14 protein-coding genes are annotated in these 15,022 nt (G+C 61.5%); 3 read left to right on the top strand and 11 right to left on the bottom strand.

The window, feature by feature from the left end:
* Window positions 1-181: 181 nt before the first annotated feature.
* The 7 genes from ABIE20_RS11455 to ABIE20_RS11425 form a co-directional block, all read right to left on the bottom strand.
* The gene (locus ABIE20_RS11455) at window positions 182-616 is read right to left on the bottom strand and encodes a GNAT family N-acetyltransferase (protein WP_429505197.1); all 435 of its coding nucleotides are present in this window, start codon (window positions 614-616) and stop codon (window positions 182-184) included.
* Entirely contained in the window at window positions 609-1,775 is a 1,167-nt protein-coding gene (locus ABIE20_RS11450; RefSeq protein WP_429505196.1) for a JmjC domain-containing protein, read from the bottom strand. The genes ABIE20_RS11455 and ABIE20_RS11450 overlap by 8 nt, the downstream gene beginning before the upstream one ends.
* A gap of 82 nt (window positions 1,776-1,857) precedes the next feature.
* Complete coding sequence (gene purB / locus ABIE20_RS11445; protein WP_429505195.1) at window positions 1,858-3,228, bottom strand: adenylosuccinate lyase; 1,371 nt, start codon at window positions 3,226-3,228, stop codon at window positions 1,858-1,860.
* A gap of 180 nt (window positions 3,229-3,408) precedes the next feature.
* A complete protein-coding gene (gene hflD / locus ABIE20_RS11440; protein WP_045201395.1) occupies window positions 3,409-4,029 on the bottom strand; it encodes a high frequency lysogenization protein HflD in 621 nt (206 codons plus the stop codon).
* The gene (gene mnmA, locus ABIE20_RS11435) at window positions 4,026-5,150 is read right to left on the bottom strand and encodes a tRNA 2-thiouridine(34) synthase MnmA (RefSeq protein WP_429505194.1); all 1,125 of its coding nucleotides are present in this window, start codon (window positions 5,148-5,150) and stop codon (window positions 4,026-4,028) included. Before mnmA ends, hflD begins: the two co-directional genes overlap by 4 nt.
* Window positions 5,151-5,220: 70 nt before the next feature.
* On the bottom strand, window positions 5,221-5,655 hold the full coding sequence (locus tag ABIE20_RS11430) for an NUDIX hydrolase (RefSeq protein ID WP_429505193.1): 435 nt from the start codon (window positions 5,653-5,655) through the stop codon (window positions 5,221-5,223).
* A 147-nt stretch (window positions 5,656-5,802) separates the two neighbouring features.
* Window positions 5,803-8,028 carry an NADP-dependent isocitrate dehydrogenase gene (locus tag ABIE20_RS11425; protein ID WP_429505192.1) on the bottom strand — a complete coding sequence of 742 codons (2,226 nt, stop codon included), beginning with the start codon at window positions 8,026-8,028 and terminating at the stop codon, window positions 5,803-5,805.
* Window positions 8,029-8,442: 414 nt separating this feature from the next.
* On the opposite strand from ABIE20_RS11425, the gene icd reads away from it, so the two are divergent.
* The gene (gene icd / locus ABIE20_RS11420; RefSeq protein WP_123567421.1) at window positions 8,443-9,699 is read left to right on the top strand and encodes an NADP-dependent isocitrate dehydrogenase; all 1,257 of its coding nucleotides are present in this window, start codon (window positions 8,443-8,445) and stop codon (window positions 9,697-9,699) included.
* Between the two features lie 63 nt (window positions 9,700-9,762).
* Here icd and cspD read toward each other — a convergent pair whose 3' ends face one another.
* Window positions 9,763-10,017 carry a cold shock domain-containing protein CspD gene (gene cspD / locus ABIE20_RS11415; RefSeq protein WP_429505191.1) on the bottom strand — a complete coding sequence of 85 codons (255 nt, stop codon included), beginning with the start codon at window positions 10,015-10,017 and terminating at the stop codon, window positions 9,763-9,765.
* Window positions 10,018-10,242: 225 nt separating this feature from the next.
* Between cspD and clpS the strand changes: the two genes are divergently transcribed.
* Together clpS and clpA are read left to right on the top strand one after the other, a co-directional pair.
* Window positions 10,243-10,605 carry an ATP-dependent Clp protease adapter ClpS gene (clpS, locus tag ABIE20_RS11410; protein ID WP_009400967.1) on the top strand — a complete coding sequence of 121 codons (363 nt, stop codon included), beginning with the start codon at window positions 10,243-10,245 and terminating at the stop codon, window positions 10,603-10,605.
* A 30-nt stretch (window positions 10,606-10,635) separates the two neighbouring features.
* A complete protein-coding gene (gene clpA, locus ABIE20_RS11405) occupies window positions 10,636-12,906 on the top strand; it encodes an ATP-dependent Clp protease ATP-binding subunit ClpA (RefSeq protein WP_429505190.1) in 2,271 nt (756 codons plus the stop codon).
* 86 nt (window positions 12,907-12,992) lie between these two features.
* Here clpA and infA read toward each other — a convergent pair whose 3' ends face one another.
* The 3 genes from infA to aat all read right to left on the bottom strand — a co-directional run bounded on the left by infA (window position 12,993) and on the right by aat (window position 14,761).
* Window positions 12,993-13,211: a translation initiation factor IF-1 gene (gene infA, locus ABIE20_RS11400; protein WP_002553999.1), complete on the bottom strand. Its 219-nt coding sequence runs from the start codon at window positions 13,209-13,211 to the stop codon at window positions 12,993-12,995.
* A gap of 104 nt (window positions 13,212-13,315) precedes the next feature.
* Complete coding sequence (locus ABIE20_RS11395) at window positions 13,316-14,023, bottom strand: arginyltransferase (protein WP_429505189.1); 708 nt, start codon at window positions 14,021-14,023, stop codon at window positions 13,316-13,318.
* Between the two features lie 57 nt (window positions 14,024-14,080).
* Complete coding sequence (aat, locus tag ABIE20_RS11390) at window positions 14,081-14,761, bottom strand: leucyl/phenylalanyl-tRNA--protein transferase (protein ID WP_429505188.1); 681 nt, start codon at window positions 14,759-14,761, stop codon at window positions 14,081-14,083.
* Window positions 14,762-15,022 lie beyond the last annotated feature (261 nt).

Raw genomic sequence — 15,022 nt, 5'->3', positions numbered from 1 at the left:
CTCCGCGGGTGGAGTGGACATGATGGCAAATTTGAAGCAGTTGTGGGAGCGAGGTTGTCAGGCTGAGGACTGCTTCGCAGCCCATCGCTGGCAAAGCCAGCTCCCACAGGTCCGGCGCATGCAGATCCATTGTGGGAGCCGGCCTTGCCGGCGATGGGCTGCAAGGCAGCCCCATTCACAATCAGGCCAGCTCGCGCGACTCGCGAACCATGTCGACGTGCGGAATGCCTGCCTCGAGGAACTCTTCGCTGACCACCTTGAAACCAAGGCGCTCGTAGAACGGCGTGGCGTGCACCTGGGCGCTGAGCATCTGCTGCTTGAGGTCGCGGTTTTGCGCTTCGACGATGACCGCCTGCATCAGCGCGTCACCGACCTTCAGCCCGCGCCAGTCCTTGAGCACCGACACCCGGCCGATCTGGCCGTCGGGCAGCAGGCGGGCGGTGCCGATGGGGTAGTCACCTTCCATGGCCAGGAAATGCACGGCGGTGTTGTCGTCGGCATCCCATTCCAGCTCCGGCGGCACGTTCTGTTCGGCGATGAACACGGCTTCACGAATACGGCGGATGTCAGCGTTGTCTTTTTGCCAGTCGGCGAGACGGACGCGAATCTTATTCATTGGCGAACCCCAGGCTTCCTTGTTTGACCAGTTCGCAGATCAAGGTAATGCCTTGATCGTTTTCAAGCCACTGCTCAAGGTTTTCAATGTGCAACGCGTCGGCGGCGCAGATCAGTTTCAGCAGTTCGCGCAGCTCGCCCGGCAGCAGACGGCTCTGGCCGCTGGCGAACAGCAGCAGGTTGTCGTCGACTTCCGACCAGGCCAGGCGTGCGCTCGGGTTGCGGATCAGGATCGCGCCCTCGGCCAGGCTCTCGATCAGATCGACCTCGTCCAGCGGCTCACCGCTGACCAGCTCCGGATAGCGCGGCTCGGTCATGAACTGGCCGAACCAGGTCAGCAGCAGGCGCTCGTCACCCATGTGCTCGGTGAGCAGCTTTTTCAGACGGTCGAGGGCGTCGTGCTGGATCTGGTGCGGGTCGCTGACCGGCTCGGCGTCGGCGTCGGTGTAGCGCTCTTCGTCAGGCAGGAACTGGCTGAGGAAGTCGGTGAAGTGGGTCAGCACTTCAGCGGCGCCCGGTGCGCGGAAGCCCACCGAGTAGGTCAGGCAGTCGTCTTCGGCGATGCCGTAGTGGGCCAGGCGCGGCGGCAGGTAAAGCATGTCGCCGGGCTCCAGGGTCCATTCCTCGCTCTGCTCGAACTCAGCCAGGATACGCAGGTCGGCGTGCTCCAGCAGCGGGCTGTCGCTGTCGCACATCTGGCCGATTTTCCAGTTGCGCTTACCCTGGCCTTGCAGCAGGAACACGTCGTAGTTGTCGAAGTGCGGGCCGACGCTGCCGCCGGGCGCGGCGTAGCTGATCATCACATCGTCGATGCGCCAGCTTGGCAGGAAGCGAAAGTGCTCGAGCAGCTCGCCGACTTCCGGCACGAACTGATCGACCGCTTGTACCAGCAGGGTCCAGTCGCGCTCGGGCAGGGTGCTGAAGGCGTCTTCTTCTAACGGGCCGCGGCGCAGCTCCCAAGGGCGCTCGCTGTGCTCGATGACCAGGCGCGATTCGACTTCTTCTTCCAGGGCCAGGCCGGCCAGTTCGTCGGCGTCGATCGGGCTTTCGAAGTCCGGGAAGGCCTGGCGCACCAGCAGGGGTTTCTTCTGCCAGTAGTCGCGCATGAATTCGCGGGCAGTGAGGCCGCCCAGAAGCTGCAGAGGAGTATCAGGATTCATGTGTAACCTATTGAAAAAAAGTAATTTTCTTTCGGTAATAAAAACGCCCGGCTGAGCCGGGCGTTTACGCGCAAGGCGCAGATCAGACGCGTTTGGCTTGAGCCGCAGCATTACCGATGTAGGAGGCTGGAGTCAGCTTCTTCAGCTCGGTGCGAGCCTCTGCCGGCATGTCCAGGCCATCGATGAAGGTCAGCAGCGCTTCGGGGCTGATACCTTTGCCACGGGTCAGCTCCTTGAGCTTCTCGTAGGGGTTCTCGATGTTGTAGCGGCGCATGACGGTCTGGATTGGCTCGGCGAGCACTTCCCAGCAGGCGTCGAGGTCTTCGGCGATACGCGCTTCGTTGATTTCCAGTTTGCTGATGCCCTTGAGGCTGGCCTCGTAGGCGATCACGCTGTGGGCGAAACCGACGCCCAGGTTGCGCAGCACGGTGGAGTCGGTCAGGTCACGCTGCCAGCGCGAAACCGGAAGTTTGCTGGCCAGGTGCTGGAACAGGGCGTTGGCGATACCCAGGTTGCCTTCGGAGTTTTCGAAGTCGATCGGGTTGACCTTGTGCGGCATGGTCGAGGAACCGATTTCGCCAGCGATGGTGCGCTGCTTGAAGTAGCCCAGGGAGATGTAGCCCCAGACGTCACGGTCGAAGTCGATCAGGATGGTGTTGAAGCGCGCGATCGCGTCGAACAGCTCGGCAATGTAGTCGTGCGGCTCGATCTGGGTGGTGTAGGGGTTGAACACCAGGCCCAGTTCGTCTTCGATGAAGGCGCGGGCGTTGGCCTCCCAGTCGATCTGCGGGTAGGCCGACAGGTGGGCGTTGTAGTTGCCTACGGCGCCGTTGATCTTGCCCAGCAGCGGCACGGCGGCAACCTGGGCGATCTGGCGCTCCAGGCGGTAGACGACGTTGGCCAGCTCTTTGCCCAGGGTGGTAGGCGAAGCCGGTTGGCCGTGGGTGCGCGACAGCATCGGCACGTCGGCGAAGCGGTGGGCCAGCTCGCGGATGGCCTGGGCGATCTGGCGCATCAGCGGCAGCAGCACGCTGTCGCGGCCTTCGCGCAGCATCAGGGCGTGGGACAGGTTGTTGATGTCCTCACTGGTGCAGGCGAAGTGGATGAACTCACTGACCTTGGCCAGCTCCGGCAGCTTGGCAGCCTGCTCTTTGAGCAGGTACTCGATGGCCTTGACGTCGTGGTTGGTGGTGCGCTCGATCTCTTTGACGCGCTCGGCGTGCTCGAGGGCGAACTCATCGGCCAGGCCGTTGAGCAGGGCATTGGCTTCGGCGGAAAAGGCCGGAACCTCGGCGATTTGCGGGTGGGCGGCCAGGCGCTGGAGCCAGCGAACCTCGACCAGGGCGCGGAAACGGATCAGGCCGTATTCGCTGAAAATAGGGCGCAGGGCCTGGGTTTTGCCGGCGTAGCGGCCGTCAACAGGGGAAACCGCAGTGAGCGAGGAAAGCTGCATGGGGTGTTCTCGGACAGTCAGGCTTTGAAAAGGGCGCACATCATACATGAAAAATGCGCCAGGGTCGGGTGGCTGACCAATGGTCTGCCGGTAAATCTTCGGCTTTTTCGCGGGTCAAGCCCGCTCCCACAGGTTGAAGGAAGCCTCTGTGGGAGCGGGCTTGACCCGCGATGGCTTTTATCAGCCACGCAACATCGGATACAGCTCTTTGAGCAGTTTGCGCCGGCTGATCACCAACTGCCAGCGATGCCCGCCCAGCTGTCGCCACAGGCGTGCGGCGCGGATGCCGGCGAGTAGCAGGGCGCGAATCTTCGAGGCGTTGCTCGGCTGCTGCAGGTGGCGCATATCGCCATGCACCTGGATGCGCTGGCGCAGCGTGCTCAGGGTGTCCTGGTACAGGGCGCCGCTGGACGCGATGACGTTCTCGTGCACCAGGCCGAAATGCTCGGCCTGGGACTGGATTTGCGGCAGGCGGTTGCCGATCACGTCGAGCATGTCGCCGCGCTTGGCCAGCTGGCGCTCCAGGCCCAGCATCGACAGGGCATAGCGCAGCGGCTCGCGCTGCAGGCTGCCCGGGTCGCGCTCCAGGGCGCTGGCCAGGGCGCGGTAGCCGTCGCGCAGGTTCAGGTCGTCACCGCCGAACACCTCCAGGGTGTCCTTGGGGTCACGTACCAGCAGGCTGCCGAGCATGCAGCCGAGGTTAGCCTCACTGGCCTGGCCGGTGCGGGCGATGCGGTCAACCAGCACCGCGGCCTGGAATACCCCGCCCAGGGCAATCAACTGCTCTTGCATGGCATTCATGCGCGCGCGCTCCACGGCTCGGCGGTTTCGATCACGCCGCCGCCGAGGCAGATTTCGCCGTCATAGAACACTACCGACTGGCCCGGGGTAACGGCCCGCTGTGGCTCGTCGAACACCGCGCGGTAGCCGCCCGGGGTTTGTTCCAGGGTGCAGTGCTGGTCGCTCTGGCGGTAGCGCACCTTGGCGGTCAGGCGCCGTGGGCTGGAAAGATCAATGGGGTTGACCCAGAAGATTTCCGAGGCGAGCAGGGCGCGGGAGAACAGCCATGGGTGTTCGTTGCCCTGGCCGACCACCAGCACGTTGCGGGTCAGGTCTTTTTCCAGCACGTACCACGGCTCGTCGCCGGCGTCTTTCAAGCCGCCAATGCCCAGGCCCTGGCGCTGGCCGATGGTGTGGTACATCAGGCCATGGTGACGACCGATGACTTCGCCTTCGGTGGTCTGGATCTCGCCCGGTTGCGCCGGCAGGTACTGCTTGAGGAAGTCGCTGAAACGCCGCTCGCCGATAAAGCAGATGCCGGTGGAGTCTTTCTTCTTGGCCGTGGCCAGGCCATGTTTCTCGGCGATGGCACGCACTTCGGGTTTTTCCAGCTCGCCGACCGGGAACAGCGTGCGGGCGATTTCCTTGCCGCCGACGGCGTGCAGGAAGTAGCTCTGGTCCTTGTTCGGGTCCAGGCCCTTGAGCAGTTCGGTACGACCATCGGTGTCACGACGGCGCACGTAGTGACCGGTGGCGATCAGGTCGGCACCGAGCATCAGCGCGTAATCGAGGAAGGCCTTGAACTTGATCTCGCGGTTGCAGAGGATGTCCGGGTTCGGCGTGCGCCCGGCCTTGTATTCGGCCAGGAAGTGCTCGAAGACGTTATCCCAGTATTCGGCGGCAAAGTTGGCGGTGTGCAGCTTGATGCCGATGCGGTCGCACACGGCCTGGGCATCGGCCAGGTCTTCGCGGGCGGTGCAGTATTCGGTGCCGTCGTCCTCTTCCCAGTTCTTCATGAACAGGCCTTCCACCTGGTAGCCCTGCTCCATCAGTAGGAGCGCGGAGACGGAAGAGTCCACGCCGCCGGACATGCCGACGATAACGCGTGTCTTTTCGGGTTCGTAAAGTGCTGGACTGGTCATAGGTACCGGCTGTGTATCTGGAAAAAGACAACGATTCTATCAGGCTGCGGCCTTCAAGGCATCGTTGCTGTCAGTCGCGAATCAGCGCCAGGCTGTGCAGCGGGCCGGCCAGGTAGTCGTCAATGCAGCGCGGCACCAGCTCGCTGCGCCAGCGCTCGGGGTCGGCCAGCAGCTCTTCGCGGGTAAGCCACACGGCGCGCACGATGTCGCTGTCCAGGGCTCGCTCCGGATGGTGCTTGAGCGCTCGGGCGGCGAAGCAGACGCGCTGGTAGGTCACGCCGTTGCTGGGGGCGGTATAGAGGTAGATGCCGACCACGCCGGTCAGCTCGACCTCCCAGGCGGTTTCTTCGAGGGTTTCGCGGCGGGCGGCGTCGAGCAGGGTCTCGTTGGCCTCCAGGTGGCCGGCGGGCTGGTTGAAGACATGTTTGCCGGCCTTGAGCTCCTCAACCATGAGGAAGCGGCCCTGGTCTTCAATGAGGGTGGCGACGGTGATGTGGGGGCGCACGGTCGATTCTCTCCCTAAGTTGGAAGTTTCAAGCTGCAAGCTACAAGTAAAAGCCGAGCGCGCAAGGCTCTTTCTTGTAGCTTGTAGCTTGATACTTAAAGCTAAAAAACCCCGGTGCGTGGCCGGGGTTTTTTCATTCCTTCAAGCCTACAGCGCGGCAATCGCGCTGTTGAAGGTCTGGCTCGGGCGCATCACCTTGCTGGTCAGCTCGGCATCCGGGTAGTAGTAACCACCGATGTCAGCCGGCTTGCCCTGAACGGCGTTGAGCTCGGCGACGATGGTCGCTTCGTTCTCGGCCAGGGCTTTTGCCAGTGGGGCGAAGCGCGCTTGCAGGGCGGCGTCGTCGCTCTGGGCAGCCAGGGCCTGGGCCCAGTACAGGGTCAGGTAGAAGTGGCTGCCGCGGTTGTCGATACCGCCAACCTTGCGCGCAGGGGACTTGTTGGTGTCCAGGAACTGGCCGGTGGCCTGGTCCAGGGTCGCCGCCAGTACCTTGGCTTTCGGGTTGGCGTAGGCGTTGCCCAGGTGCTCCAGGGAAGCGGCCAGGGCCAGGAACTCGCCCAGCGAATCCCAGCGCAGGAAGTTCTCTTCAACCAGTTGCTGTACGTGCTTGGGGGCCGAGCCGCCGGCGCCGGTTTCGAACAGGCCACCGTTGTTCATCAGCGGTACGATCGACAGCATCTTGGCGCTGGTGCCCAGTTCCATGATCGGGAACAGGTCGGTCAGGTAGTCGCGCAGCACGTTGCCGGTGACCGAGATGGTGTCCTGGCCAGCACGGATGCGCTGCAGGGAAACCTTCATCGCCTCGACAGGCGACAGGACGCGGATGTCCAGGCCGGCGGTGTCGTGGTCTTTCAGGTACTGCTGGACCTTCTCGATCAGCACGCCGTCGTGGGCACGCTGCGGGTCGAGCCAGAACAGCGCCGGGGTGTTGCTGGCGCGGGCACGGTTGACGGCCAGTTTGACCCAGTCCTGGATCGGCGCGTCTTTGGTCTGGCACATGCGGAAGATGTCGCCGGCTTCGACTTCCTGGGACAGCAGCAGGTTGCCCTTGCCGTCAACCACACGGATCACACCGTCGGCCTTGGCCTGGAAGGTCTTGTCGTGAGAGCCGTACTCTTCGGCTTTTTGCGCCATCAGGCCAACGTTCGGCACGCTGCCCATGGTGGTCGGATCGAAGGCGCCGTGTTGCTTGCAGTCTTCGATGACGGCCTGGTAGATGGTGGCGTAGCAACGGTCCGGAATCACCGCCTTGGTGTCTTGCAACTGGCCTTCGGTGTTCCACATCTTGCCCGAGTCACGGATCATCGCCGGCATCGAGGCGTCGACGATAACGTCGCTCGGCACGTGCAGGTTGGTGATGCCCTTGTCGGAGTTGACCATGGCCAGGGCTGGGCGGACGTCGTAGACGGCTTTGACGTCAGCTTCGATCTGCGCTTGCTGCTCGGCTGGCAGGGCCTTGATACGGGCGTACAGGTCGCCGATACCGTTGTTCAGGTTGAAGCCGATCTGCTCCAGTACGTCAGCGTGCTTGTTCAGCGCGTCCTGATAGTACTCGGCGACGATCTGGCCGAACATGATCGGGTCGGAGACCTTCATCATGGTGGCTTTCAGGTGGACCGACAGCAGTACGCCCTTGGCTTTGGCGTCTTCGATCTCGGCGGCGATGAACTTACGCAGCGCCTTGGTGCTCATGACCGCGCAGTCGACGATTTCGCCGGCCTTGACCGCGGTTTTTTCTTTCAGGACGGTCGTGTTGCCGTTCTTGTCCAGCAGTTCGATGCGCAGGCTGTCATCGGCTTCGATCAGCGCGGCTTTCTCGCTGCCGTAGAAGTCGCCCTGGCTCATGTGCGCCACGTGGGACTTGGAGTCAGAAGCCCAGGCGCCCATCTTGTGCGGGTGCTTGCGCGCGTAGTTCTTGACCGACAGCGGGGCGCGGCGGTCGGAGTTGCCTTCACGCAGGACCGGGTTCACGGCGCTGCCCTTGATGCGGTCGTAGCGAGCCTTGGCTTCTTTCTCGGCATCGGTGGCGGCGGCTTCAGGGTAATCAGGAATGTTGAAGCCCTTGGCTTGCAGTTCCTTGATCGCGGCCTTCAGTTGCGGAACCGAGGCGCTGATGTTCGGCAGCTTGATGATGTTGGCTTCTGGCGTGGTTGCCAGTTGGCCCAGTTCTGCCAGGTGGTCGGCCACTTGCTTGTCGGCGCCGAGCTGTTCAGGGAAGGCAGAAAGGATACGGCCGGCCAGAGAGATGTCCCGGGTTTCTACGGCGATGTCGGCAGAAGCGGTGAAGGCTTCGATGACGGGGAGCAGTGAATAGGTGGCGAGGGCGGGGGCTTCGTCGGTGAAGGTATAGATGATCTTGGATCGGGTGGGCATATTCGGGTTAACTCTCTGTTTTGCTGAGCGTGCGCAGAATCTCGAGGTGCGCAGGGTAGGCGCTTCGCTCAGACACATCCATGAGCAGAAGGTCGAAGATTCTGGGCGGTGATGGTGGATTGCATCAGTCGAGTGTCAAACGGCTGAACTGCGGTAACAGCCCAGTCTTGTCGGGGCCGCGGGTCTCGTTTCAGACGGTTCGCCCCCAGTGACCCTTTGGTCACCGGGCGAGTATACCAAAGCCTTGGTCGTATTGATCAAGATCAACCCGTCGCAGGGGCTTTTTTAGACCAAAGATGTAGGCGTTGCTGCCCCATTGCAGGGCATTTGCGCACGAGGTTCCCGTTGCCGTTCAACTGGGGTACGCTCAGGGGATCCAGATGACGAACCACACCAAAAAAAACGGAGTGCAGCATGGGATACCAGAAAATCAAGGTTCCGGCAGTCGGCGACAAAATCACCGTCAATGCGGACCATTCTCTCAATGTTCCTGATAATCCGATCATCCCGTTCATCGAAGGCGACGGCATTGGCGTAGATGTAAGCCCCGTCATGATCAAAGTGGTTGATGCTGCTGTAGAGAAAGCCTATGGGGGCAAGCGCAAGATTTCCTGGATGGAAGTCTACGCCGGTGAGAAAGCCACCCAGGTATACGACCAGGACACCTGGCTGCCCCAGGAAACCCTCGATGCGGTGAAGGACTACGTCGTCTCCATCAAGGGCCCGCTGACCACCCCGGTCGGTGGCGGTATCCGTTCCCTTAACGTTGCCCTGCGCCAGCAACTGGACCTGTACGTCTGCCTGCGCCCGGTGGTGTGGTTCCAGGGCGTGCCAAGCCCGGTGAAAAAGCCGGGTGACGTCGACATGGTGATCTTTCGCGAGAACTCCGAAGACATCTATGCCGGGATCGAATGGAAGGCCGGCTCGCCCGAGGCGACCAAGGTCATCAAGTTCCTCAAAGAAGAAATGGGCGTCACCAAGATCCGTTTCGACCAGGATTGCGGCATCGGCATCAAGCCGGTCTCCAAGGAAGGCACCCAGCGCCTGGTGCGCAAGGCCCTGCAATACGTGGTGGACAACGACCGCAAGTCGCTGACCATCGTGCACAAGGGCAACATCATGAAGTTCACCGAAGGTGCCTTCAAGGACTGGGGCTACGAAGTGGCCAAGAACGAGTTCGGTGCCGAGCTGCTTGATGGCGGCCCGTGGATGAAGTTCAAGAACCCGAAAACCGGCCGTGAAGTCATCGTCAAGGACGCCATCGCCGACGCCATGCTCCAGCAGATCCTGCTGCGTCCGGCCGAATACGATGTAATCGCCACCCTCAACCTCAACGGTGACTACCTGTCCGACGCCCTGGCGGCGGAAGTCGGCGGCATCGGTATCGCTCCTGGCGCCAACCTGTCCGACACCGTGGCAATGTTCGAGGCTACCCACGGTACCGCGCCTAAATATGCCGGCAAGGACCAGGTCAACCCGGGTTCGGTGATTCTCTCGGCCGAGATGATGCTGCGCCACCTGGGCTGGACCGAGGCGGCCGACCTGATCATCAAGGGTACCAACGGCGCCATCGCCGCCAAGACCGTGACCTACGACTTCGAGCGCCTGATGGACGGCGCGACCCTGGTCAGCAGCTCCGGTTTTGGTGATGCCTTGATCAAGCACATGTAAGCGGCACAAGAAAACCGGCCAGTCCTTGCGGGCTGGCCGGTTTTCTTTTGTCTGATCGCCGGCTCAGGCTTCAGTCGTTTGCGGGCTGGAGGCGGGGGAGGCAGTGGTTGGTGCGGTCGCATTCTTGATTGTGACCGCATGCAAGCCTTTGGGGCCCTGGATGATCTCGAAACTGACGGTTTGTCCGGCTTTCAGGGTTTTATAACCTTCCATCTCGATAGCCGAGTAGTGTGCGAACAGATCCTCTGTTTTCCCGTCTTCATTGATGAAGCCATAGCCCTTGGCGTTGTTGAACCACTTGACTTTACCGCTTGCCATCCTCATATCCCTCTGCAAAGGACTCCATCACTGGAGTATCATCCACTCCATCCGCATATGAACCTGCGAAAATTCTGGTTGACTGCGCGGATCTTTATCGACCACGGTGGGTTCTTATTGGTTGTAACACCGTTTTGCCGATAGTCAAGGTGAGGCGACGGCTGTCCCGCGTCGCCTGTGCGGTCAACCCATAAACCAACCTGTCGAAATGATGAAATTCTTTCCATGCATGCACATAGCCAGATTCGACTAACATTCAATCAGGATCGCCCGCAATCGCATGAGGACGATGGTTCTGGCCTGGCAGTACAGGAGGCCAAACCGGCCCTGCAGGCGCCACCCATGTACAAGGTGGTTTTGTTTAACGATGACTACACACCGATGGATTTCGTCGTCGAAGTGCTCGAGGTGTTTTTTAACCTGAATCGCGAGCTGGCGACCAAGGTCATGCTGGCCGTCCACACAGAAGGACGGGCAGTGTGCGGATTGTTTACCCGTGACATCGCCGAGACCAAGGCCATGCAGGTCAACCAATACGCAAGGGAAAGCCAGCATCCGCTACTCTGTGAAATCGAGAAGGACGGTTAATCGCCGGCCACTTGGGTATGAGGTGAAGCTATGTTAAACCGCGAGCTCGAAGTCACCCTCAATCTGGCCTTCAAGGAGGCACGCTCGAAACGTCATGAGTTCATGACCGTCGAGCACCTGCTGCTGGCACTATTGGATAATGAGGCCGCCGCGACCGTTCTGCGCGCCTGCGGCGCAAACCTCGACAAACTCAAACACGACCTGCAGGAGTTCATCGACTCCACCACGCCGTTGATCCCCGTGCACGACGAGGACCGCGAGACCCAGCCAACCCTGGGCTTCCAGCGTGTATTGCAGCGCGCAGTCTTCCATGTCCAGAGCTCGGGCAAGCGTGAAGTCACCGGTGCCAACGTACTGGTTGCGATTTTCAGCGAACAGGAAAGCCAGGCCGTGTTCCTGCTTAAACAACAGAGTGTGGCCCGTATCGACGTGGTCAACTACATCGCCCATGGTATCTCCAAGGTGCCGGGCCATGGTGAGCACTCCGAGGGCGAGCAGGACATGCAGGACGAGGAGGGTGGCGAGACGTCATCGTCGGGCAATCCCCTGGATGCCTATGCCAGCAACCTCAACGAACAGGCCCGCCAAGGGCGCATCGACCCGCTGGTCGGCCGTGAGCTCGAAGTCGAGCGCGTGGCGCAGATCCTCGCCCGTCGGCGCAAGAACAACCCGCTGCTGGTGGGCGAGGCCGGTGTCGGTAAAACCGCCATCGCCGAAGGCCTGGCCAAGCGCATCGTCGATGGCCAGGTGCCGGACCTGCTGGCACAAAGCGTGGTCTACTCCCTGGACCTGGGCGCCTTGCTGGCCGGTACCAAGTACCGCGGCGACTTCGAGAAGCGCTTCAAGGCGCTGCTCAACGAACTGCGCAAACGCCCGCAGGCGATCCTGTTCATCGACGAGATCCACACCATCATCGGTGCCGGCGCGGCCTCCGGTGGGGTAATGGACGCCTCCAACCTGCTCAAGCCGCTGCTGTCTTCGGGTGATATCCGTTGCATCGGCTCGACCACCTTCCAGGAATTTCGCGGCATCTTCGAAAAAGACCGGGCCCTGGCGCGGCGCTTCCAGAAGGTCGATGTCAGCGAGCCGTCGGTGGAAGACACCGTGGGCATCCTGCGCGGGCTCAAGGGGCGTTTCGAGAGCCACCACAACATCGAGTACAGCGACGAGGCCCTGCGCGCCGCTGCCGAGCTTGCAGCGCGCTACATCAATGACCGGCACATGCCCGACAAGGCCATCGATGTGATCGACGAGGCCGGCGCCTACCAGCGCCTGCAGCCGGTGGAGATGCGCGTCAAGCGTATCGACGTGCCGCAAGTCGAAGACATCGTCGCCAAAATCGCGCGGATTCCGCCAAAACACGTCACCAGTTCCGACAAGGAGCTGCTGCGTAACCTGGAGCGCGACCTCAAGCTCACCGTGTTCGGCCAGGATGCGGCGATCGATTCGCTGGCCACCGCCATCAAGCTGTCCCGTGCCGGCCTCAAGGCGCCCGACAAACCGGTCGGCTCGTTCCTGTTTGCCGGCCCTACCGGTGTCGGTAAAACCGAAGCGGCGCGCCAGCTGGCCAAGGCCCTGGGTGTCGAGCTGGTACGCTTCGACATGTCGGAGTACATGGAGCGTCATACCGTCTCGCGTCTGATCGGTGCGCCTCCGGGCTACGTCGGTTTCGACCAGGGTGGCCTGCTCACCGAAGCCATCACCAAGCAGCCGCACTGCGTGTTGCTGCTCGATGAAATCGAGAAGGCCCACCCGGAAGTCTTCAACCTGCTGCTGCAGGTAATGGACCACGGTACCCTGACCGACAACAACGGGCGCAAGGCGGATTTCCGTAACGTCATCGTCATCATGACCACCAACGCCGGTGCTGAAACCGCTGCACGAGCCTCCATCGGCTTCACCCATCAAGATCACTCATCCGATGCCATGGAAGTGATCAAGAAGAGCTTCACGCCGGAGTTCCGCAACCGTCTGGACACCATCATCCAGTTTGGCCGCCTCAGCCACGAGACGATCAAGAGCGTGGTGGACAAGTTCCTCATCGAACTTCAGGCGCAGCTGGAAGACAAGCGCGTGTTGCTCGAGGTGAGCGATGCGGCGCGCGGATGGCTGGCGGCCGGTGGCTACGATGCGCAGATGGGCGCGCGGCCAATGGCGCGGCTGATCCAGGACAAGATCAAACGGCCGCTGGCCGAAGAGATCCTGTTTGGCGAACTGGCCGAGCATGGCGGTGTGGTGCACATCGACATCCGCGATGGCGAACTGGTGTTCGACTTCGAGACCACCGCTGAGATGGCGTAACGGCTGATCGCGGGCTTGCCCCGCGATGCTTTTCAAAGGCCAACAAAAACGCCCGGCATTTAGCCGGGCGTTTTTGTTGGTGTCGCTTAGCGGGCGCGGTAGGTGATGCGCCCCTTGCTCAGGTCATAGGGCGTCAGTTCGACGCGGACCTTGTCACCGGTCAGAATACGAATGTAGTTCTTGCGCATCTTTCCGGAGATGTGCGCGGTAACGACGTGCCCATTTTCCAACTCCACACGGAACATGGTGTTGGGCAGGGTGTCGACGACAGTGCCTTCCATTTCGAAGCTGTCTTCTTTCGACATGCAGTAAAGCCCTCGGTGTCCAGTTAATGGCCCGGTGCACAGCTGCGCCAGGCAAAAAAAGTGGCGTGCATTGTGCCCGAAAAATGGACCTCAAGCCAATGATTTCAGTTCAACGTCACCCAACGTTGATTGATCAGCAGCTCGATGGGGCGGTACTGGGTCTTGTAGTTCATCTTTTTGCAGTTCTTGATCCAGTAACCGAGGTAGACCGCGTCCAGCTCCAGGCGCAGGGCTTCGGTGATCTGCCAGAGGATGGCAAAGCGGCCCAGGCTGCGCCGCTCTTCCTCCGGTTCGTAGAAGGTGTACACCGCCGAAAGGCCATTGGGCAACAGGTCGGTGACCGCCACGGCGAGCAGGCGGCCGTCCAGGCGGAACTCGTAAAAGCGTGAAAACGGCAGGTCACGGACCAGGAAAGTAGAAAACTGGTCGCGGCTGGGCGGGTACATGTCGCCGTCGGCGTGGCGCTGCTCGATGTAGCGCCGGTACAGCTCGAAATATTCCTCCTTGAACGCCGGACGGGCGGCACTCACGGTCAGGTCGGCGTTGCGCTTGAGGATGCGTTTTTGCTGGCGGTTGGGCAAAAAGCGCGCAGCCGGGATCCGCGCCGGCACGCAGGCGTTGCAGTTCTGGCAGTGCGGACGATACAGGTGGTCGCCGCTACGCCGGAAGCCCATTTCCGACAGGTCTGCGTAGACATTCACGTCCATCGGCTGGCTCGGGTCGAGAAACAGCGTGGTGGCTTGTTCGTCTGGCAGGTAGCTGCAGGAATGGGGTTGAGTGGCATAAAACTTCAACCGCGCCAGCTCTGTCATGATCAACCCCTCGGGAGGTGCTTTTGTTTTAAGTGTAAGCCAGCTGGAAAAACTCGCCTAGCAAACCCAGCTGGCGCTGTTGGGCTGGTCGAGATAGCGCTGCAGGTAGTCGGCAAACGTGGCCCGGGCGATGGCGCGGGCGCCGAGGCTGTGCAGGTGGTCGGTAGGCATCTGACAATCAATCAGGACGAATCCTGCCTGTTGCAGGTGCTCGACCAAAGCCACGAAGCCGACTTTGGAGGCGTTGTCGGCGCGGCTGAACATCGATTCGCCGAAAAACAGCCGGCCCATGGCCAGGCCGTACAGGCCGCCCACCAGCTCGCCATCGCGGCGCACCTCAACGCAATGGGCAAAGCCCTGCTGGTGCAGCTGCAGGTAGGCCGCCTGCATGCTGTCGGTGATCCAGGTGCCGTCGGCATAGTCGCGCGGTGCGGCGCAGGCGTTGATCACTGCGGCAAAGTCCTGGTCGAAGCTGACCTGGTAGTGGCCCTGGCGGATGAACTTGCGCAGCGAGCGCGACACGTGCAATTCGTCGGGAAACAGCACGGTACGCGGGTCGGGCGACCACCAGAGGATCGGCTGGCCGTCCTGGTACCAGGGAAAGCAACCATGGCGATAGGCCTGCACCAGGCGCTCGGCGCTCAGGTCGCCGCCGGCGGCGAGCAGGCCGTTGGGGTCGCGCAGGGCTTTGTCCAGCGGCGGGAAGGTCAGGGTGTCGCGGCTCAGCCAGGTCAGCATCGTGGTCCAGTGATGGAGGAGGGGAGGGGGTTCAGCATTGCCTGAAAGCCCATCGCGGGGCAAGCCTGCTCCTGCATCAGGCAACTTGCATCGGCCTTTGTTGTCACACTTGCACAAAAACACCGCATAAGCCTTTGTCACAAAAGAAAATGCGTGCTCAAATTGCTGTATAGGAAATTGGCCCCCGTTTACGTGTGTTCTGGCGTGCCGCCATGGCGGTAGGCGGGCAGTAATGTTAAAAGTAGTGGTTTGTTGACTGTT

Origin of the sequence: Pseudomonas sp. 2835 (assembly GCF_050435905.1) — a bacterium.
Classification (GTDB): Bacteria; Pseudomonadota; Gammaproteobacteria; order Pseudomonadales; family Pseudomonadaceae; genus Aquipseudomonas.
The sequence above is the reverse complement of the archived record's forward strand: the minus strand, read 5'-3'. Positions and strand labels throughout refer to the sequence as shown.

Excerpts from the sequence above, each read along its gene's own strand:
- ABIE20_RS11395 (WP_429505189.1), bottom strand. The coding sequence starts at position 14,023 with ATGACAGAGCTGGCGCGGTTGAAGTTTTATGCCACTCAACCCCATTCC.
- clpS (WP_009400967.1), top strand. The coding sequence starts at position 10,243 with ATGCATGCACATAGCCAGATTCGACTAACATTCAATCAGGATCGCCCG.
- ABIE20_RS11450 (WP_429505196.1), bottom strand. The coding sequence starts at position 1,775 with ATGAATCCTGATACTCCTCTGCAGCTTCTGGGCGGCCTCACTGCCCGC.
- icd (WP_123567421.1), top strand. The coding sequence starts at position 8,443 with ATGGGATACCAGAAAATCAAGGTTCCGGCAGTCGGCGACAAAATCACC.
- purB (WP_429505195.1), bottom strand. The coding sequence starts at position 3,228 with ATGCAGCTTTCCTCGCTCACTGCGGTTTCCCCTGTTGACGGCCGCTAC.
- clpA (WP_429505190.1), top strand. The coding sequence starts at position 10,636 with ATGTTAAACCGCGAGCTCGAAGTCACCCTCAATCTGGCCTTCAAGGAG.
- infA (WP_002553999.1), bottom strand. The coding sequence starts at position 13,211 with ATGTCGAAAGAAGACAGCTTCGAAATGGAAGGCACTGTCGTCGACACC.
- cspD (WP_429505191.1), bottom strand. The coding sequence starts at position 10,017 with ATGGCAAGCGGTAAAGTCAAGTGGTTCAACAACGCCAAGGGCTATGGC.
- aat (WP_429505188.1), bottom strand. The coding sequence starts at position 14,761 with ATGCTGACCTGGCTGAGCCGCGACACCCTGACCTTCCCGCCGCTGGAC.
- mnmA (WP_429505194.1), bottom strand. The coding sequence starts at position 5,150 with ATGACCAGTCCAGCACTTTACGAACCCGAAAAGACACGCGTTATCGTC.
- ABIE20_RS11455 (WP_429505197.1), bottom strand. The coding sequence starts at position 616 with ATGAATAAGATTCGCGTCCGTCTCGCCGACTGGCAAAAAGACAACGCT.
- hflD (WP_045201395.1), bottom strand. The coding sequence starts at position 4,029 with ATGAATGCCATGCAAGAGCAGTTGATTGCCCTGGGCGGGGTATTCCAG.
- ABIE20_RS11425 (WP_429505192.1), bottom strand. The coding sequence starts at position 8,028 with ATGCCCACCCGATCCAAGATCATCTATACCTTCACCGACGAAGCCCCC.